This window comes from Mycobacterium sp. (assembly GCF_052144515.1).
GTDB lineage: Bacteria > Actinomycetota > Actinomycetes > Mycobacteriales > Mycobacteriaceae > Mycobacterium.
On sequence record NZ_JBKQQD010000402.1, the window covers coordinates 77,095 to 96,432 of the forward strand.

The 19,338-nt window shown below is 65.8% G+C and carries 19 protein-coding genes and 1 pseudogene; 2 read left to right on the forward strand and 18 right to left on the reverse strand.

Features of this window, described 5'->3' with window-relative positions; translation table 11 throughout:
• Position 1 precedes the first annotated feature (1 nt).
• The 3 genes from ACLP9N_RS26885 to fadD5 form a co-directional block, all read right to left on the reverse strand.
• Complete coding sequence (locus ACLP9N_RS26885) at positions 2-871, reverse strand: ABC transporter permease (RefSeq protein ID WP_442410239.1); 870 nt, start codon at positions 869-871, stop codon at positions 2-4.
• A gap of 1 nt (position 872) precedes the next feature.
• Positions 873-1,586, reverse strand: coding sequence for an MlaE family ABC transporter permease (locus ACLP9N_RS26890; protein WP_442410259.1), 714 nt, complete (start codon positions 1,584-1,586; stop codon positions 873-875).
• Positions 1,587-1,943: 357 nt separating this feature from the next.
• Positions 1,944-3,530, reverse strand: coding sequence for a fatty-acid--CoA ligase FadD5 (gene fadD5, locus ACLP9N_RS26895; protein WP_442410240.1), 1,587 nt, complete (start codon positions 3,528-3,530; stop codon positions 1,944-1,946).
• 127 nt (positions 3,531-3,657) lie between these two features.
• Between fadD5 and ACLP9N_RS26900 the strand changes: the two genes are divergently transcribed.
• Positions 3,658-4,350, forward strand: coding sequence for a GntR family transcriptional regulator (locus tag ACLP9N_RS26900; protein ID WP_442410241.1), 693 nt, complete (start codon positions 3,658-3,660; stop codon positions 4,348-4,350).
• A 9-nt stretch (positions 4,351-4,359) separates the two neighbouring features.
• On the opposite strand, the gene ACLP9N_RS26905 is transcribed toward ACLP9N_RS26900, so the two are convergent.
• From ACLP9N_RS26905 to ACLP9N_RS26975, 15 genes and pseudogenes are all read right to left on the reverse strand, one after another.
• Positions 4,360-4,800 carry an SRPBCC family protein gene (locus ACLP9N_RS26905; protein WP_442410242.1) on the reverse strand — a complete coding sequence of 147 codons (441 nt, stop codon included), beginning with the start codon at positions 4,798-4,800 and terminating at the stop codon, positions 4,360-4,362.
• A 49-nt stretch (positions 4,801-4,849) separates the two neighbouring features.
• A pseudogene (locus ACLP9N_RS26910) lies at positions 4,850-6,320 on the reverse strand (HNH endonuclease signature motif containing protein).
• Positions 6,321-6,357: 37 nt separating this feature from the next.
• Positions 6,358-6,819 (reverse strand): acyl-CoA thioesterase, encoded by a 462-nt coding sequence (locus tag ACLP9N_RS26915; protein WP_442410243.1) that lies wholly within the window; start codon positions 6,817-6,819, stop codon positions 6,358-6,360.
• Between the two features lie 45 nt (positions 6,820-6,864).
• Complete coding sequence (locus ACLP9N_RS26920) at positions 6,865-8,058, reverse strand: enolase C-terminal domain-like protein (protein ID WP_442410244.1); 1,194 nt, start codon at positions 8,056-8,058, stop codon at positions 6,865-6,867.
• 83 nt (positions 8,059-8,141) lie between these two features.
• A complete protein-coding gene (locus ACLP9N_RS26925; protein WP_442410245.1) occupies positions 8,142-9,077 on the reverse strand; it encodes an alpha/beta hydrolase in 936 nt (311 codons plus the stop codon).
• Entirely contained in the window at positions 9,074-10,591 is a 1,518-nt protein-coding gene (locus ACLP9N_RS26930) for a flavin-containing monooxygenase (RefSeq protein ID WP_442410246.1), read from the reverse strand. The genes ACLP9N_RS26925 and ACLP9N_RS26930 overlap by 4 nt, the downstream gene beginning before the upstream one ends.
• Positions 10,573-11,301 carry an SDR family NAD(P)-dependent oxidoreductase gene (locus ACLP9N_RS26935; RefSeq protein ID WP_442410247.1) on the reverse strand — a complete coding sequence of 243 codons (729 nt, stop codon included), beginning with the start codon at positions 11,299-11,301 and terminating at the stop codon, positions 10,573-10,575. Before ACLP9N_RS26935 ends, ACLP9N_RS26930 begins: the two co-directional genes overlap by 19 nt.
• Complete coding sequence (locus ACLP9N_RS26940; RefSeq protein ID WP_442410248.1) at positions 11,298-11,726, reverse strand: nuclear transport factor 2 family protein; 429 nt, start codon at positions 11,724-11,726, stop codon at positions 11,298-11,300. Before ACLP9N_RS26940 ends, ACLP9N_RS26935 begins: the two co-directional genes overlap by 4 nt.
• Entirely contained in the window at positions 11,723-12,475 is a 753-nt protein-coding gene (locus tag ACLP9N_RS26945; RefSeq protein WP_442410249.1) for an HpcH/HpaI aldolase family protein, read from the reverse strand. The genes ACLP9N_RS26940 and ACLP9N_RS26945 overlap by 4 nt, the downstream gene beginning before the upstream one ends.
• Entirely contained in the window at positions 12,475-13,443 is a 969-nt protein-coding gene (locus ACLP9N_RS26950; protein WP_442410250.1) for a zinc-binding dehydrogenase, read from the reverse strand. The genes ACLP9N_RS26945 and ACLP9N_RS26950 overlap by 1 nt, the downstream gene beginning before the upstream one ends.
• Position 13,444: 1 nt before the next feature.
• Positions 13,445-14,656 carry a cytochrome P450 gene (locus tag ACLP9N_RS26955; RefSeq protein WP_442410260.1) on the reverse strand — a complete coding sequence of 404 codons (1,212 nt, stop codon included), beginning with the start codon at positions 14,654-14,656 and terminating at the stop codon, positions 13,445-13,447.
• 11 nt (positions 14,657-14,667) lie between these two features.
• A complete protein-coding gene (locus tag ACLP9N_RS26960; RefSeq protein ID WP_442410251.1) occupies positions 14,668-15,372 on the reverse strand; it encodes an NIPSNAP family protein in 705 nt (234 codons plus the stop codon).
• Positions 15,373-15,375: 3 nt separating this feature from the next.
• Positions 15,376-15,954 carry a hypothetical protein gene (locus ACLP9N_RS26965; protein ID WP_442410252.1) on the reverse strand — a complete coding sequence of 193 codons (579 nt, stop codon included), beginning with the start codon at positions 15,952-15,954 and terminating at the stop codon, positions 15,376-15,378.
• Between the two features lie 117 nt (positions 15,955-16,071).
• Complete coding sequence (locus ACLP9N_RS26970; protein WP_442410253.1) at positions 16,072-17,241, reverse strand: CoA transferase; 1,170 nt, start codon at positions 17,239-17,241, stop codon at positions 16,072-16,074.
• 30 nt (positions 17,242-17,271) lie between these two features.
• Entirely contained in the window at positions 17,272-18,396 is a 1,125-nt protein-coding gene (locus ACLP9N_RS26975) for a diguanylate cyclase domain-containing protein (RefSeq protein ID WP_442410254.1), read from the reverse strand.
• Between the two features lie 189 nt (positions 18,397-18,585).
• Between ACLP9N_RS26975 and ACLP9N_RS26980 the strand changes: the two genes are divergently transcribed.
• Positions 18,586-19,158, forward strand: coding sequence for a hypothetical protein (locus ACLP9N_RS26980; RefSeq protein WP_442410255.1), 573 nt, complete (start codon positions 18,586-18,588; stop codon positions 19,156-19,158).
• Positions 19,159-19,338: the final 180 nt, after the last annotated feature.

Genomic DNA, 19,338 nt, shown 5'->3' on the forward strand with positions numbered 1-19,338 from the left:
GCTACACCGTGAGTGCGAAGTTGGGGTTGACGCCGTACAACGCCAACGCGGCACACAAGACAACCACCGGCCCCGAGATCAGCGAGAACCGCATCGATCGGCCGACGGCCTCGCCGACGCCGACCGGGCCGCCGCCGGCCGTGTACCCGTAGTAGCAATGGCTGATCATCACGACCGCTGCGATGATGATGACCTCCACGAACGACCATAAGACGTCATTGGGGCGCAGGAATGTCCGGAAATAGTGCTCGTAGGTACCGTTCGATTGTCCGTAGAGCACCGTCGTGGTGATCTGCGGAGACAGGAACGTCATGATCACCGCCGTCGCGTACAGCGGGATGATCACCACCAGCCCGGCCATGATCCGAGTGGACGCCAGGTACGCGACCGACTTGATGCCCATCACCTCCAGGGCGTCGATCTCCTCGCTGATCCGCATAGAGCCAAGTTCGGCGGTGGCCCCGGCGCCCACGGTGGCCGCCAGCGAGACGCCGGTGACGACCGGGGCGGCGAGGCGTACGTTGATCAGGGCGGCGAAGAAGCCGGTGAACGCCTCGACACCGATGTTTCCCAGCGACGTGAAGCCCTGGATGGCGACCAGGGAGCTGCCGGACAGCACCACGAACCCGACGATGGCGACGGTGCCGCCGACAACGGCCATCGCACCGGCGCCCATGCCGATCTGGGCGATCAGCCGCAGCGTCTCCCTTCGGTAATGGCGCAGCGCGTACCCGATCTGCCCGACGCTGAGCATCGCGAACCAGGCCATCTGCCCGACCTTGTTCAGTCCGCGGCCCGCAGCACCGCCATAGCGGTCCAGATTGGTGGCGGCCCGCGGGAAGCGGGCGCGCAGTACGGTAGATGTCGCCATGTCAGTGACCCGTTCCAAATCGCACGCCGATGGTGGTCAGCACCACGTTGACCGCGAATAGCGCGACCACACACAGCACCACGGTCTCGTTGACGGCGGTGCCCAGACCTTTGGAGCCGCCGCGCACGGTCAGCCCGCGGTAACAGCCGACCAAGCCGGCGATGAGTCCGAACGTCGCGGCTTTGACCATGGTGATAACCACCTCGGGCAGGCCGGTGATCGCGGTCAGCGTGGCGAGGTAGGCGCCACCCGACACGTTCTGCAGGTAGACACCGAAGAGGTAGCCGCCGACCAGGCCGACGGTGATCACCAGGCCGTTGAGCAGTGTGGCGACCAGGGTCGCGGCGACCACCCGGGGCACCACCAGCCGGTGGATGGGGTCGATGCCGAGCACCTCCATCGCGTCGATCTCCTCGCGAATGGTGCGCGCGCCCAGGTCGGCGCAGATCGCCGTCGACCCGGCGCCGGCCACCACCTGCACCGTGACCAGCGGCCCAAGCTGGGTGACCGCACCGATCGCCGCAGTCGCCCCCGAGAGGTCGGCGGCGCCGAACTGGGCCAGCAGGACGTTGAGCGTGAAGATCAGCAGCACGGTCACCGGTATCGAGACCATGATGGTCGGCAGAAACGCCACTCTCATGATGAACCAGCTCTGCAGGATGAACTCGCGCCATTCGAACGGCCGGAACAATGCCTTTCCGGTCAGCACGCACATCCGGAAGAAGCCGCCGATAAGTGTCAGTGGCGTCTGCAGTTGGTCGCGGAAGTAACTGACCAGGTGCGGACGCGTATCCGTGGTCACCGCTGCCCCCCCACGCAGGCACCCCATGTATCGCGGCGCCTCGGCGGATCGTGTCGCACGCCTCCTCCTTGCCCCGACCCTACGTGTGTGACCATCGGCTCCCTACCCGCAAGTAGTAACGGAGACCACAGGAATGTACCCGATGGCCGTCCACGTGTGAACCGCATCCGCACAATTAACCCTTCGTCAACAGCAGGCAAACGTTACTGATTCCGTCAGATTTCCTTCCTTGTCGTTAAATCCATTCACGCAGAATGGCTTTCGGCCTCCTTATGTGTTGCCGTAGCGTATCCGTAGTTCAGTCTTGAGCACCTTCCCGGCAGGGTTGCGGGGCAACCTGTCGACGACCTCGAGCGCCTTGGGGTGCTTGTAGCGCGCGAGCCGCTCGGTCAGGAACTCACCTAGCTCTTCGAGTCGCAGGTAGTCATCCGTTACAGCCGCGACCGCGATCGGCACCTCGCCCCACTTTTCGTGAGCCCGCCCGATGACGGCGACCTCGACAATGCCGGGATGGTCGGCGAGCGCGTTCTCCACCTCGGCGCAGTAAATGTTCTCGCCGCCGGAGATGATCATGTCCTTCTTGCGATCCACCACCCAGACGTAACCTTCCTCGTCCATCCGAACCAGGTCCCCGGAATGGAACCAGCCGCCCGCGAACGCCTCCGCGGTGGCCTCCGGATTATTCCAGTAGCCGCTCATCAATGTCGGTGCCCGGTAGACGATTTCACCCACCTCGCCGACGGGCACGTCATTCATGTCCTCGTCGACCACGCGGGCGGCGACGGTCGGGATCACCTTGCCGACAGATCCGCGCTTGCGGATCGCGTCGTCGCCCAGCAGCATGCAGGTGACCGGCGACATCTCCGTCTGGCCGAATGCGGCCAGTATCTGGGTTCCGGGAAAAACCGCCGACATCTCCCGCAGCAGCGCATCCGGCGCCGGGGCGGCCCCCCACGACATCACCCGCAGCTTCAGGTCACGGGGTCGTGCCTGCTGCTCGGCGCAGACCGCCTGCCATTGGGCCGGAACAAGGAAGATGCCAGTGACCTTCTCGGCGGCCAGCACGTCGAGCAACTGCCCGGGGTCGAACGCGCCGAGCGGATAGATCACGGTGGGCACGCCGAGCAGCAACCCCGAGAGGATGTTGCCGATTCCGGCGATGTGGAAAAGCGGGACCCCGATGAAGCCGACGTCATTGTTGATGTCGGCGCCCATGGTGTAGAGGCCACTCATGGTCTGGCCGGTCAAGTTGGTGTGGGTCAGCACGGCGCCCCTGGGACGGCCCGTGGTGCCCGAGGTGTACATGATCAGCGCCGGCGACTCGTTGGGGATGTCTACCGGCTCTGGCGGATTGCCGGGCTCGTTGACCATGTCTTCGTAGCCGAGCACGCTGTCGCCGGAGGGGCCGCCGGCCACGAAGATCGTGTCCAGCAGCGGCTGGATGTCGCGGACGCCGGTGGCCACCGAAGCCAGCACCGCTTCTGTGACCATCACGTGCGCTTCGCAGTCCTCGACCAGGAAGGCGATTTCGGCTGCGGTGAGCCGGAAGTTGAGCGGGACCGCGATGGCCCCGATCAGGTTGGCCGCCAGCACCGACTCGACGAACTCGGGACGGTTGAGCATCAGGATCACGACGCGGTCCCCGAAACCGACCCCTCGGCGGCTCAGCGCATCGGCCAGCGCCGAAACCCGACGCCGCAGGTCGGCCCAGGTCACTGTCCGACCCAGGTACCGCAGCGCTGGGGCGCCAGGTTGCATCAGCGCGTGCCGCTCGAGCTGGTTAACCCAGTTCTGCCGGCGAGCGAGATACGGCTGCTCTCCGACCTGTGTCAGACGGCGGGCCAGTTGCGCGGTCAATTAACTCTTCCCTTCACTCCCGCACCGCTTGCGCCAGGTTGATATTTGATAAAACATGGTGTTGTCTGGGTCACACTATGGCCTCAGTGGCACGAAAGACAAGCCCCTAAAAGTCCTGGCAGCCCACGTGAACGCACCGATATCTGCGCGACCGCGTAGCCGGCGCCCACTGCGCCGGGCGCAGTTGTCCGACGAGGTCGCGGGCCACTTACGGGCGGCGATCATGTCCGGGAAATTGCGCCCGGGGACGTACATCCGCCTTGACGAGACCGCGGCCGAGCTCGGGGTCAGCATCACGCCGGTGCGCGAGGCCCTACTGAAGCTGCGCGGCGAGGGCATGGTGCAGCTGGTGCCGCACCGCGGGCACTTCGTTTTGCCGTTGACCCGGCAGGACGTCAACGACATTTTCTGGTTGCAGGCAACGATCGCGCGGGAACTGGCCGGCTCGGCCACCGACCACATCACCGATGTCGAGATCGGGGAGCTCGACCACATCAACGATGCCCTGGCGGCGGCCGTCGGATCCGGCGACGCCGAAACCATCGCGACGCTCGAATTCGCTTTTCATCGCGTCTTCAACCAGGCAAGCGGGCGGATCAAGTTGGCCTGGTTCCTGCTCAACGCGGCGCGCTACATGCCGGCGCTGATTTATGCCGCCGACCCGCAGTGGGGCGCGGCCGCGGTGGATCACCACCGGCAGTTGGTCGCCGCGCTGCGCCGACGCGACACTGGCGCCGTCGTCGAGCACACCGTCTGGCAATTCACCGACGCGGCGCGCCGGTTGACGGACACGCTGGACGAGGCCGGAATCTTCGGCTGAGGCGTGCCTCTAGCCGGCGGCCAGCTCCTCGGCACGCTGCTTGAGGTTTTCGGCGAGGCCCTCGAGCACGTTGTTGAGCAGCATCTTCACCATCGGCGCGGGCACCGGCAGGGTGGACTCGACGTCGATGTCCACCGTCAGCAAGCACGTCGGTCCGGTCTCCACCACGCTGAACAATTGCTCCTGCTTGGCAAACAGGTCACCTTGTTGCATGACGGTCTGAACCTGGTTCTCGCCCGGGTAGTACACGGCCTGGATGTAGGTGCCCGGCATGCCGTTAATTTCAGTGTCGAGCCGCAGCTGGCTGGGGCGCCCGTCGTCGTAGCGGGCGAGCACCCATACGCCTTTGATCGGCTCATTCCAGTGCGGGTACGCCTCGAAGTCGGCCACGATGGCCAGGATCGATGCGGCGTCGGCACCGACCTCCACGGTCTTGCTCAGAACTGGCATCCGCGAAGCATATCCGGGCCCGCGACGGACTCCGAAACCGCGCAAAGGCTCAGAACGGCGGTGGGTCGTCGTCGGGTGGGGCTTGGTCGGGTGTTGGAGTATTCGGTGCGTCGGGTTTGGCGGGTTTGGTGGTTGGCTCGGCGTTCGGTGGCGATGCGCTGCGCGCGGTTTTGGGCGCGGGTACGTCGGCGTTTGGGCATCATCGCGCTGCGCTGGGCGCAGTGGTCGGGGGGTGGGTCGGCTTCGGGGGCGGGCATGCCGCCCACGGCGCGGCACAGGCTGGGGAACAGCAGCGCGCTGCCCGGGGTGGTGACATAGGTGCGCCCGGCCGGCGAGGTCAGGATCGGGGTGCCGTCGGGTAATTGTTGCTCGCGCCAGCCCCAGAACGTTTTGACCAGGTGGTGGGTGCGGCAGTAGCACTTAAGGTTGGCCGCGTGGGTGGCTCCGCCGTGGGCGTGGGGGATGGTGTGGTCGAGGTCGCAGTCCATGGCGGGGTGGTCGCAGCCGGGGAAGCGGCAGGTCAGGTCGCGGCAGCGCACGAAGTCGGCCAACGCCTTAGACGGGATGTAGCCGGGCTGGGGATCGGCGTCGCCGGGGTGGATCAGCGGGACCACCTTGGCGGTGGTGGCCAGTTCAGCGACCAGCTCGGGGCTGATGAGCCCGTCGGCGGCCACCAGGGAGGCCGGTGTGGAGCTGTTGGCGGCAAGGCTGGGTTGTTCGGCGATCACGTGAATCACCACGCCACCGGGAGCAGGCCTGCAGCCCGCCGTGCAGTCGGGGTGCCCGCAGCGGCACCCCAGCCGGTCGGCCCCAGCGGCCGGTGCTCCCAGGGCATCAGCGCGGCGGAGCTGGCAGGTGCGGGGATCGTGTGCACACACGGTGCCCGCCAGGGCATCGAGCCGCTGGTCGAGCACCTGGGCATCCGCTGTGAACAGGCTGCCATGAATTTCGGAGGTGCCGCCCTCGCGATCCCCGATCCAGATTTCGCGGTCATCCTTGCTGTGACTGTGGCGGCGCACCGCATCCGCATCGGCGCGCGCCACGACCTTGTCGATCTGGGCGGCCAGCCGCCGCGTGGTCATCGAGGGCCAGCGCGCCACATTGGCCGCCAGCTGCCCATCCACGGTGGCCAGCACCTGGGGGTTGGTGATCAGGTCGCTGCGATACACGATCGTCTGAAACATCCGGTAATCGATATCGCCGGCCGCAAAGACCTCACCCACCCGCGGGAGGCGTTCGCGCATCGCGCGGGCATAGCGCAACCGCGAGGCGGCCAGCGACTGGCTGATCCGCAACGCCGCGACCACCTCGGCGCTCACCGCGGCCTCGGTGTCAATCGCCCAGTCCTCGGTCTCTGAACACAACGACAGCCGGTGAGCGAACAACTGCCCGATCGCGACCAACTGCTCAGCGGCCGCCCGGTTCTCGGCCCGCGCACCCGCACAGATCCGATCCACCCACCCCGCCGCCTGCCGAGCCGGCCGCGACGCCAAATATGAATCGAACATGCGTTCGAGCATGCCACCGCCCTCCGACAAGTGAATCGCTCAAGCGACGCTACTGATCAACGCAGGCCGTCGACAGCAGCGACCGGATCGCACCGGGAATCGGGACCGGTTTGCGGCTGGTCCGATCGACATAGACATGCACCCAATGCCCCAGCGCCGTGATCGGCTGCGCCTCGTCCCGGAACACGCCGAGCCGGTAGGTGACGCTGCTGCGCCCCAGCCGGGTCACCGCCAGGCCCACCACAAGGCTCTGCGGGAAATGTAGTTCGGAAAAGTAGCGACAGCCCGACTCGGCGACGATGCCGAGCGAAGGCGTCCTGAGCGGGTCAACCCCGGTAGTGGTGTTGATCCACGCGTTGATCGCGGTGTCGAACAGCTGGTAGTAGACGGCGTTGTTGAGGTGGCCGAACATGTCGTTGTCGGCCCAGCGGGTTCCGACCGGCCACAACACCGGGAAGTCGTTGCAGGTCAGGCTGTCCGGCGCGGGCGGAACTACCGGAACTGAAGCCATAGTTGTATTCCAGCATGTTTCACGTTCGGGCCGCCGCCAGATCGGCTACCTCGGGTGCAGCGGTGCGACCGGTTCCACCTGTGTGTCGGGCAGGCGGTGGCTTTCGATGTAGTCCCACAGGATCTGGTAGCCGAGTCCGGGTGCCAGCGGTAGGTCGACGAATCCATCCTGGCTGAGCGGGTCGCACGGTGCCTCGAGATAGGGCAGGGCGCTGTCGTAGCGAACTCCCGGCCCGAGCAGGCCCCGCTCGTAGTACTCGCACACGTCTTCGCTCGTTGCGCCGAGAATTTGCAGGTTGCCAAAGCCGCTCATGTGGATCTCGCACCGCAGGCCGACCGCCTCGCACATTCCGGCTAACTTCATGACCCCGGTGATACCACCGCGCAACACATCGATGCGGCTGATGTCGGACGCATTGCGCAGGATCCAGTCTGCCCGTGTGTAGATGCCGCCCTCTGCGATCTCAGGTGAGCAGATCGGGATATCGAGTGCGCGAGCCAGTTTCACATACGAATCCACTCGGTACTCCGGCATTGGGTGCTCGTACCAGTAGAAGCCCAACCGTTCGAGCTCCCGGCCGACTCGCAGCGCGTCCGAGTAGGTGTGGTAGGTACCCCACGGGTCGAACATCAGCACCATCTCGTCGCCGACGGCCGACCGAACTGCCCGGCAAACCTCGATATCCCAGTCCACATAGGACGGTCGCGGCAAGGCGGGTTGGCGCGTCGCCGGATTCCAGTAGTGGTACGGATGAATCTTGTAGGCGCGATACCCTTGACCCCGGCACTCGGCGGCGTGGGCGGCATATTCGTCAGGGCTTCCGAGATTGTTGAAACTGCTTGCATAGGCCTTGACCCTCTCGCGAGCGCCACCTAGCAGCTTATGCACGGGCAGTCCCGCCACTCGGCCAGCCAAATCCCACAGGGCCAGATCGATGACGCTGCAAACGTTCTCAGGCAGCTTCGCGGCCCACAGTTGCCGCCAGATCTCTGCCCGGTCAAACGGATCCTGGCCAGCGAGAAGAGGGCTCAAGAATTGCACTATCAGCGCCCGGTCTCCGGGGAGCAGGCCATCCTGGTCTCCGTGGAAATGACCACCGAAGTAGTAGCCCTCGGCCCCCTCATCGGTGAGTACCTTGGTCACGGTCTGCACCACGCGGTAGTCGGTAGTCAACTGGCCGAACGAGATTCGATCGACGAATGTCTCGAACGGTATGACCTCCAAGCCTACGATCTTCATAACAGCAGATTGTTCCGTCCGCTCGGAAGCTCGCAGTAGAGGCAAAGGTCCTGCGCCGCCAGTCACGAATGCGGCCCCTGGGCTCAGGACCCATACATGACGCGCCGGAGGGCTTCACCCTGCAGGCTGAACAGCCGCTCGGAGATGGACCAGTCGGGCACCAGCGAATCGAATCCGTGACAGGTGCGGGCAAACACGTGCAGCTCGGTAGAGACACCGGCTTGAAGCAACCGCAGCGCGTAGTCGACGGCCTCGTCCCGGAGGGGATCGATCTCCGCGCAGGTGATCAAAGTTGTTGGGAGACGCGCTAATCCGTCGCGGCGTGCGGGCACGGCGTCGGGCGACCCGGCGTCGGTGCCGAGGTAGTGGCGCCACATCAGCTCCGCGGCTTCGCCGTCGAAAGCGGGGCTGGTGCGAAACTCGGTCTTCGACCCGGTCGCCCGGTCGTCGAGCACCGGCTGATGCAACAGCTGGAACACGACCTGCGGCAGCGACCCTTCGGCAGCCCCGTGCGCCATGCATGCGGCCAGGGCGCCCCCGGCGCTGCTGCCCGCGACCGCCAAGCGCCCGGCGTCGACGCCCAGTTCTGTCGCATTGGCGGCCACCCAATTCAGCACCGCGGCAGCGTCGCTGAGCGCGGCCGGATAGGGGTGTTCCGGCGCCAGCCGGTAGTCGACGGACACCACCGTGCAGCGGGCGCGCCGCGCGAGCTCCAGACACTGCCGGTGATCGGTGTCGAGGTTTCCCAGCGCGAATCCGCCTGCGTGGCAGTAGACGACCGCAGGTGCTGGTGAACCGCCGCCGCGATAGATCCGAACGGGTACTCCGCCGGACCCTGATATCACGGTGTCCTCTTCGATGTGTACGCCGGACGTGTCGGTGTGTTCGGCGGTTTCGCGACGACGCTCGTTGAGGGGCTCCCGGATAGCTCGGATCGATTCGAGCGAGAAGTCGGTTCGCGTGGTCGCCACCGCGCGCAGAACGGGATCGAGCCGCTCGGCGCCGTCAAGTTCCGTCATCGACTGCGCCCGGCAGAGACGGTAGACCCGGCTTCGGCCGGCACGCCCGAGAAGCTGAAGTCGGCGGGTTTGAACCTGCGCGTCATTCCCCAGAAGGTACGTGCGCTGCGCGGCCACTGTGTGACCACGCGTCCGTTGGCCGCGCGAAAGTAATTGCTGCACTGCGTGGTCCACACGGTGCCGGTCATCCAGCGGTCGATCTTGGCGACAAACTCCGCCAGCGCAGCGGGCCGCACAGCGACGTACGTCCTGCCCTTGCGCCGCGTGTACTTCAACGCCCGCACGATGTAGCGCGCCTGCGCCTCGAGCATGAAGATCACGCTGTTGGAGCCGACGTTGGTATTCGGCCCGTAGAGCATGAAGAAGTTCGGGAACCCGGGCACGGCCACGCCGAGATATGCCTGAGCGCCGTCTTGCCAGACCTCGCGCAGCCTCGTCCCGTACTCACCGGCGACGTCGAGTTGCCCCAGGTAGTCGGCCGCCGCGTAGCCGGTGGCGCACACCACGACGTCGACGTCGCGCTCGGTGCCGTCCTCGGTGACCAGGGATCGGGCCCTCAAATATCGCGCCGGGCTGGCCACCACCTCGACATTGGGCCGGGTCAGCGCGGGCAGGTAGTCCGACGAGAACACCAGTCGCTTACATCCCATCGGATGGTCCGGCGTCAGCTTGCGGCGCAATTCCTCGTCTTCAACCGTCTTTTCGAGCATGTTCAGCGCGATCGCGGTGAAATCCTGGGTCTTCTCGCTGCCGTGCTCGATCACCGAGACGTTGGATTCACTGCGCAGCCACAGACGCGCCCGGTACAGCCTTCTGGCGAGCGGAATGCGAGCGAAAACCCAGTGCTCCCTTGGGGTGTAGTGCCGGTCCGGCTTGGGCAATATCCAGGTCGCTGACCGTTGCACCGAATACACCTTGGCGGCGACCTTCGCCAGTTCGGGAATCAGCTGCGACGCAGTCGATCCGGTGCCCAGCACGGCAACCCGCGCGCCCTCGAGCTGCACCGAGTGGTCCCACCGCGACGAATGCATCACCGTTCCGGTGAATGGCTCCTGTTCGACGAGATCGGGAAGCACTGGCCGGGTGAACAGACCGATGGCAGACACGACGACATTGAAGCGTTGTTCCTCACCGGCCGACGTGGTCAGCCACCACTGCTGCGCATCGCCTTCCCACCGGGCAGAGCGGATTTCGGTGCCCAGCTTCAGGTGCGGCCGCAGACCGTACTTGTCGGCACACCGCTCGAAGTAGGCCAAAATCTCCCGCTGCGGTGACCACAGCCGCGACCAGTGCGGATGCAAGTCGAACGAGTAGGAGCAGAGATGCGACTTAACGTCACACGCCAGCCCGGGATACGTATTGATCCGCCAGGTGCCGCCGACTCCGTCTTCCCGGTCGAAGATGGTGAAGTCGCGAAACCCTGCCCGCGCCAGCAACATTCCCAACGCCAGGCCGCCCGGGCCAGCGCCGATGATACCGACCGACAGATTTGTACTCATCGGATCTGCAGGCATTGCCCACCATCGACGACCAGTTCCGAACCGGTGATAAACGATGCCTCTTCGGACACCAAAAACGCTACGGCGTCGGCGACCTCGCCGGGTTGGCCGATCCGGCCAAAGCTCGACACCGTAGCCAGCCGCTCCTGGGTAGCCTCATCGAGCATCGGGGTGGCAATCGGTCCGGGGAACACCGCGTTGACCCGAATGCCGGAGGGGGACAATTCCGCTGCGGCGGTTTGGGTCAGGCCCCGAAGCGCCCACTTCGACGAGCCATAGGCGCAGTGCTGCGGGAAAGGGCGGATCGCTCCCGTGCTGCAGATGTTCACGATGGCCGCGTGCTCCGCCTCACGTAGCCGGCCCAGCGCCGCCCGCATGCCCAGAAAGGCACCCAGACAGTTTATCCGCCAGGCGTTTTCGAAGTCCTCGACCGTCTCCTCGGCCAGCGCGGCACGGCGCAGCATGCCGGCCGCATTGACCAGCGTGGTCAGCGACCGGAATCGATCCACTACCCGGTTCACGGCCGCATCCCATTGTGGCGCGGAGGTGACGTCGAGCTCAATCGCAATCACTTCGTCGTCGCCCAACTCGTAGACCATGCCCGACAGCTCTTCGGCGCGTCGATCGCAAGCGGCCACGCAATAGCCTGCCGCGCGAAGCCGTTTGGTGATCGCCCATCCCTGCCCGCCGGCAGCTCCGGTCACCAATGCGACACGTGGGCTCATGATGACGTCACCTCGGGGCTGTCGCACAGACCGCGGCTGGTGACGAATTGGCACCGCCGCCGCAGGAAGCGCCACTGTCCACCCTCGGTGTCTTGCCGAACGAATTCGTCGTCGTATAACGCCGGGCGCAGATGCAGGTCGCCGGCCCTGACGAACAGCACCTGCGACCGGGCAGTGGCAGCGTTGCCGCAGACATCGATCCGCGAGACACCGGTCAAATGCAGTCCGCGAGGCGCATCTTGGAACATCTTGCGGATACCGCCATGCCCGTCGAAAGACCGCCCATAGACCAGGAATTGCGCATCGGCGGTAAACAGCTCCACGCAGCCGTCCACGTCCCCTCCGTCAAGGGCCAACGCGTAGGCGGCGATCAGTTCGCGGATCGCGATGTGGTCGGCGGCCGTGTCCGTCGTGGTATCTGTCACTGTCCAGTCGCCTCGCGTAGATGCTCCGTCGCTCCCCGCCGCAGCGCCTGGGATTCGGCCGCCAGCGTGATCATCCGAAATCCCAGCTGCGCCATGGCGCGGCCAGCCTTGCCCTCGCTGGCGTGAATCCCCGCGACGAGCCCGGCTTCGCCCGCCGCCTGCTGGATTCGCCCGATCGCGTCCAGCACCTCCGGATGCCTGGTTGCCCCGATGGCATCGACACCCAGCGAGAGCGCCAGGTCGGCTGGACCAACGTAGATTCCGGCCAGGCCACCGACGGCGCAGATCTCGCGGAGGTTATCCAGCGCCGCTGCGGTTTCGATCATCGCGAACACGCTTGCCCGGGACTCGAGGGCGGCGCTGTCATAACCCAGGCTGGCGCGCAGCGGCCCGAAGCTGCGCACGCCGGCGGGCGGATACCGGGTAGCCGCCACCGCCTCGGCGGCCTCGTCGGCCGATTCGATCATCGCGATGATGACGGCGTCGGCGCCGGCGTCAAGTACTCGCCCGATCGGCGCCGCGTCGGCATTGGGCAGTCGCACCGCGGTGGCGATCGGCACGTGTTCCATCCGACGGAGTATGCCCGCCACATCGGCGTCGTCGAGGTAGCCGTGCTGGCCGTCGAAGCCGACGTAATCGTAGCCGGCCCTGGCGAATTCCTCCGGTCCGATCAGCGTGGGGCCGGTGATCCAGCCTCCCCATATCGGCCTCTCCCGGGTCAGGGCGCGCTGCAGACTGCTTTCAGACATCAGTCGGCGATCGCGATCTTGACGCGCTCCGGGTCGGGCCGGCAGGCCAAGTCGAACGCGGCCTGCGCGTCGTCGACCCCGAAGGTGTGCGTGAGATATGTGCTGAGCAGCTCCGGATGTTCGGCGGCGAACTTGCCGGCCAGCTCCAATACCCGGCGCCGGTCAAGTGTCACAACGGATTTCAGCGTCAGGTTGTTGCGCAGCATCAGGCGCATGCTGATCGGATAGGCCTCGTCGTCGGCAACGCCGAAATACAGGACTGTGCCGCCGAACGCGGCGGCCTCGATCGCGTGCCCCAGGGTAGCCACCTGATGACCGACGGCCTCGATGACGACGTCGGCGCGGTCCGCGGGGGCCAGCTGACTCACCCAGCGGTCGCTGGTGGCCCGCACCGCGTCGTCGACCCCGAATGCCGTTGCGAGGCTTCGGCGGTCGACGGGATCTACCCCGGTGACGCGCCGGGCGCCGGCCGCCTTGGCGATGTAGGAGAACAGCAGCCCGATCGAGCCCTGGCCGATGATCGCGACGTGACGGCCGGCAAGATCCGGCAATTGCTCGCAGGCGTAGAGGACACACGCCAGCGGTTGCAGGCCGACGGCCTGCGCCGGGGTAAGTCCCGGATCGTATGGCGCTAGCCCGTTGCCGTCGCTGATGACCCGCTCCATCAGGCCGTCGAACCCGGAGGCCCAGCCCACCACGCGATCGCCCGGACGGTGCTGCCGATGGCGGCTGGCGATCACCTCGCCGGCGATTTCGTGCACCGGGAAGCCGTCCTTCTCCGCGGCGCTGCGGCCGTCGTCGCCCGGGAGCCGTCCCCTGGCGCCGCGAAAGGCCGGCATGTCGCTGCCGCAGACACCGGCGGCCAAAAACCGCAGCAGCACTTGACCGTCGGCCAGGTCGTCGGGTGTCTTGTCAGCGATCGACGTGCGCTCCAACAGATAGGGGGCGATGATCCGGTAGGACCACACGTCAGACCTCCACCGGGATCTTGTTCCATCCCCACTGGAAGCTGGACGGCAGCCGGGTGGCGGCGTCGCCTTGGATCGCGAAGTCCGGCACCCGCCGCAGCCATTCGGCCAGCAGCACATCGATTTCCAGTCGGGCCAGGTGGTAGCCGATGCAGAAGTGCTGGCCACGGCCGAACGCCAGCACACGGCGGATGGGCCGGTTCCAGATGAAGTCGTCGGGCTGGGGGTACTCCCGCTCGTCGCGGCTGGCCGATGCGAGCAGCGTGATGATGCGCTGGCCCGGCTCGATGGTCCGGCCGTGAATTGTGTACGGCCTCCGTGCCGTTCGGGCGAACCACTGCGCCGGTGCGCAATACCGGATCATCTCCTCGCGGGCGATCGGCACGTTGCTAGCGGGGTCGGCGTACACCGCGGCCATCTGGTCGGGCCGCTGACTGAGCTCCCACAGCCCATGCGCGACGATCTTGGGCACCGTCTCCGTCCCACCGATGAAGATGCACAGCATCTGGGTCGCGACCTCGACGTCGGACAGGGCGCTGCCGTCGGGCAGCCGGTAGCCCAACAGGCCGTCGACAACCGGCAGCGTATCCCCGGACGAGTCGGCCCGGCGGCGCTCAACCACCGGTATGAGGTATTCGAGGTAGTTGGGCCGGGCTTGCGCGGTGTCGACGCCCTCGCCGGGCTCGGCCAGGCTGCCGGCATTGACTGCGGCCAACACTTGCGGCGCGAGATCGTCTGGTAGGCCCAGTAATCCGCACACCATCGAGGCCGCGACAATGCCCCCGTACTCCTGAGTCAAGTCGAAGGAGCCCTGCGGCAGCAACGCATCGAGGCGCTCGTTGGCCAGCGTGCGGATTCTGGCTTCCAGTCCGGCGACCGACCTCGGACGCAACGGCTGGGAGTGCGCGCGACGGATCTCGGCGTACAAATCCGTGTCGAACACCGCGTGGAACGGCAGCGGGTGCAGCGGCGGGTCGTCGAGCGGCCCGTCGTTGTGCTGAGCCAGCACCGACGCCGGGGGCAATGTGCCTTCCGTCGCGACGAATGTCCCGTCGTTGACTTCCAATACCTGCCAGATGTCTTCGAAGCGGGACAGCGCGAAGGTGTCCCACTGCGGCATGTAGTACACAGGATAGCGATCCCGCAGAATGCGGTAGTAGGGCAACGGGTTTGCCATCACCTCGGGATCGAAGGGGTCGTAGCTGAAGTCCACGCTCTGACTCATCACTGCAGCGGCGACGGCGGTAGGGCCTGCAGAATCGAGTCTTCCCAGCCGTCGCGCAGCGCGGGCGCCACGCTCATCCAGGTGACGATCTCGGCGGGCGGGCTGTCCTTCCACGACGGGTAGTGGTTGGCGAAGCATTCCCAGCCGCCGTCCAGTGCCCAGTAGTGGATGACCTCGTTGAAGCGGAAGGTGGTGGTGAAGGACCCCAGCCAGCGTTTACCGGTGCGCTCTGACCACGGGACGTAGAGCCGCTCTAGCTCGCGGATGTAGTCGTCTTGTCGCCCCGGCTTGGTCTGCATGATCTCCTGGATTACCAGTGGCGCAGCGAAATTGGCCTCACGCAGCTGCGCCAGCGGTTTGTTGCTGGGACCGGGGTACATGATGCGTCCCTCCCCCGATGCGCCGATGTCGGCCAGAAACGCTGACCACTTGCCTGCCGCGGCCTCATGGCTGCCGCCGCGTGCCCGCGCGGCACCGATCCTGGCGTAGTCGGCGAACTTGTCGATCTCCCAGATGATCGTCACCTGCGGCCAGTGACCGTTGTAAGGGGTTGATTCCCAGATCGCGAACAGCCGGGCTCCCAGCTCGGCCATCATGGGCTGATAGGTGTCGGTGAACACCTCGGTGAAGCGGTCGCTGCGCCCGGAACCCAGGTCGATCGTCTCGTGCAGGTAGAGCAGCGTGTGGCCGTAGTACTTCTTCATGGCCTAGCCGAGCCGGACCAGTTCGAAGTCCACAGGCGAACATGCCGCCATGTCGTACAGCATCGTCTCGGTGGGATCGACGGTGTCACAACATATCCCGGCGGCCGCCAGCGCGTGGCCCTTGAATGTCCGTGCCGCCGCGCTGAGTACGTGCTGCACCCTGGCCATGCCGCGATTGACGGCCAGGGGCCACCCCTCACCCCACAGCGCGACTTCGGTCAACCGGTGGTTCAAGGCGTTGAGCACTGTCTCACGGATCCGGTCATCGGCGGCGAATACCTCGGCGCTGACCGCCAGGCTATGCGTCGCCGAGCCGGTCCGTTCGAACCCGGACTCCAGGTCCATTGCTCCCACCCCGAGGATCCGCAGCGGTCGGGAGTCGCAGCTCTGCGGCAGCAGCACGGTCACCTCCCACCCGGCCATTGCCCGGTCATACAGCCACCCCCCGGCCCAGTGCACTGCGTCGGCGGCGCTGGTCGCAACGACGTCGAGCCGATAGCGCAAATACTCGCCGTCCGTGCGGGCCGACCGTATGGACCTCACCCTGCTGCTCTCGCTGATGTCGAAAGTTGGCGTGACCATTCAATCCGTTCCTCATCGCCACTTGTGATGGGCTGTGTGGGCGCATCACCCGGGGTGACGCAACCCACGGGACAGCGTGACACTTTTGCGAAAATTTGTAAAGGTGGCCCCAGCGGGTCAGGCGTCGCGGCGGGCCTTCAGTTCAGCGAGAACTTCCTCGGTGTGTTGTCCGAGTTTGGGTGCCGCAGAACGCGGCGCCCAGGGCGTGCCGTGGAAATCCGCCGGTGTGGCCACCATCGCGACGCCGGATTCTCCGTCCGGCACATCCACGATGCCGCCCGCGGCATGGAACTGCTCATCGGCGACGACGTCCTCGATGCTGTTGATCGGCGACCAGAAGAAATCGGGTTCCTCGGCGAAGGCCTGCGCCCATTCGTCCAGGGAGCGGGTCGCGAAGATTGCGTCCAGCTCGGCGATCAGCTGCACTCCGTTGACGAAGCGGGCGCGAGCGTCGCTGAATCGGGGGTCTTCCAGCCACTCGGGACGGCCCACGGCACGACACAGCGGGGGCCAGTGGCGCTCGGCGTCGAGCCCGACGATCCAGAATCGCCGCCCGTCGCCGGCGGCGTAGTTGTTCATGCACGGGTTGCCCATGGTCTCGCGTTGACCGACCGCGATCGGTTGCCCGGTCAGCAGATAGGTGTTCAGGTCGAAGCTGACGGTGTAAGCGCCCTGGCGGTACAGCGACGTGCTCACCAGCTGACCGGCTCCGGTGCGTTCACGGGCCAGCAGGGCCGCGCAAATGGCCGCGGCTAGCGTCATGCCGGCCGAGTGGTCACCCATGCCGCCGCGCTGAAACGGGGGCGTGTCACCGGGCCGGGTGAGCAGGTGGGCCAGCCCGGCGCGCGACCAGAACGCCGCCACGTCGTAGGCGGCCCGGTCGGCGTCGGGCCCGGTTTCGCCGTACCCAGTGATCAGGCCGTACACCAGCCGGGCGTTGCGGGCGGACACCGACTCGAAGTCCAGCCCGAGGCGGCGCAACGCGCCGGGGCGCACGTTGGTCACGAAAACATCTGCGTCGGCGAGCAATTCGAACGCGGTGTCGCGGCCCGCATCGGTGGTGAGGTCCAAGACGATGCTGCGCTTGGACCGGTTGTCCATTTCAAACGGCGGGTTGACCCCGAGATCGCAGCCCAGCATCCGGCCGAACATGCGCCCCGGGTCACCGGTCGGCGGCTCGATCTTTATGACATCGGCGCCCCAGTCGGCCAGGATGGCGGCCGCGGCCGGTCCGGCTACCCAGACCCCGAGCTCGACAACTTTGAGGCCTTCCACCGGTCCCGCCATGACTGGGACCTTAGCGTCTGGGCTGCAAAGTCAACCACCCGTCGCCGGAATATCCGACCCGCTGCCCCGGCCAGGACGTCGTCGACACAGTTCGTGGTGATGAAACTGGTTGCCCCCGAGGCGTTTAGCGCGGTACATCGCGGCATCCGAAGCAGTGATCAGCCCCTTGAGAAATGACTCGCGATCGCCAGGTGTGGTGTCATCGAGACGGGCGCAGGCGGTGCCGATGCTGGCGGTGACTCCCGCGGTTGAAGCCGCGATTGCCCGGCACGTTCGGGCAGCCAACGCCTCAGAGTTGCAGGCCGCCGAAATGCCGGCCAAGAGGAATTCCTCACCACCACTTCGCGCCACCAGAGCCTGGTTGTCGGCAGCTGCCAGCATCGCCTGAGCGACCTGCACCAGCGCGTGATCGCCCGCGGCGTGACCGCGGTTGTCGTTGAGGGCTTTGAAATTGTCGAGATCAACCGACAACACCAGCAGATGCGCATCGTTGCCCCGGCGGGCCAGGATCATGCCCAATGCGTTGTGCTGAAATGCGCGCCGGTTGAGCAGGCCAGTTAGCGGATCGCGATCGGCGCGCAGCAGATCGCCCGCCAATGCTCGCACCAGGACTCGGATGGCCAACGGTAAGGCGATGTTGACCTCAACCACGAGCCATAAATCCACCCCCGCCAAAGCTGGGTGTCCGGATCTGGCCAGCAACACGGCCTCGTACAGAGCAACAGCGCTGGCCACCGCGAAGTTGTACAGCACGAACCCGGTCGTGTGAAAGAACGCGATGTATGCACCGAAGGTCGCGAAGGCAATGCATCCGATCAGGGCGGCCAGCGGATTAGGGTGCGCCAGACATGCCAGGGCGACGGCGGTATTACACGTCAGGGCGAAAGCAACCGACTGTGCGCGGGTCGGCCAGCGCCATATCCAGAGCAACACGCCCGCTAGCCCACCGGCCGCAGCGACGCACGTCATGGCGACCGGAACCGTTCCGCGCGGACCGTCTGAGCCTGCCAGCAGCGCGATGAGGCACAACACCATCGAGGCCGCAATTGATGCCATCAGAACCCGGGTGGCACCGCTCATTCCGCGCGCCGCCAGGTAACCGGAGAGCCAGCCATGTTGATCGGCCCGCCACCACCGGCTGAACATTGCGGTCATCGTTGACTCCCTACCGGTACCACCGATTATCGCCGTCGAGGGGCCCGCCACAGCACCACACCCCACCGTCGGCAATCTACGGCCCCCGCCCCCATCCGAGTGACGAAATCAACCCAATCCACCAGTTGGTAAAAGGTCCACCCGTCCGCGCTAGCGTGGAGGGGTGCCCTACGGAAGGTGTTGTGGCCGATGAGTCTGGTACAGGTGAAAGCGCCGCTGTATGCCGCGGTTTTTATCGCGATCTCATCGACGACAATCCCGTCGGCGGCCGCTGATCCTCAGCAGTTCCCCGACCTCAGCGGCTACACCGACGTCAACTACAAGGACTATTTGACCTACTCGGCGTACAGCACCTTAGGTGTGCAATTCGTAACCCCGGGCGGTTACCGGTGCCGGCCCAGCTATATCTCCAAAGCTGCGGCATCGCTGATGCAGTGTTGGGGTTCGCTGCCCGGTACAACGCACAATTCCGTCGGGCTGAGCTATCCGGGCGGACCGGACAAGGACGGAGCCAAGTTTGCCGATAAAGATTTATCGTCCATGGAGCAATACCAACGGATGGACGGCCCTGGCGAGTGGCATGACGGAACGGTCAGCCCGGACGCCTACAGGCCCCTTCCGCCACACAGCAAGGTGACCTACAACTTCGAAACATGCGGGGTGGACGAATCCATGACGGCATGCCTATTGCCAGCCCACCCGCCCGATCAAGGCCAGCCTCACGGTTTCGTCGTGTCACCAAATGGCAGCTGGACATTTTGACACCCACGCGGTGATGCGACAGTAATTGTCAAGAACTGTGGATTGGATTTGCGACGAGGTTGTCCCGGGTCTCGTGGAAGTTGAGGTGGCGGTCCCCCGCTTGATTCCTGCCGTGTGGTAGGTGTCGGGCGTTCCGCCAAAGAACACCAACAGCAAGGGGACCGCCGTGAAGAAGAGTAG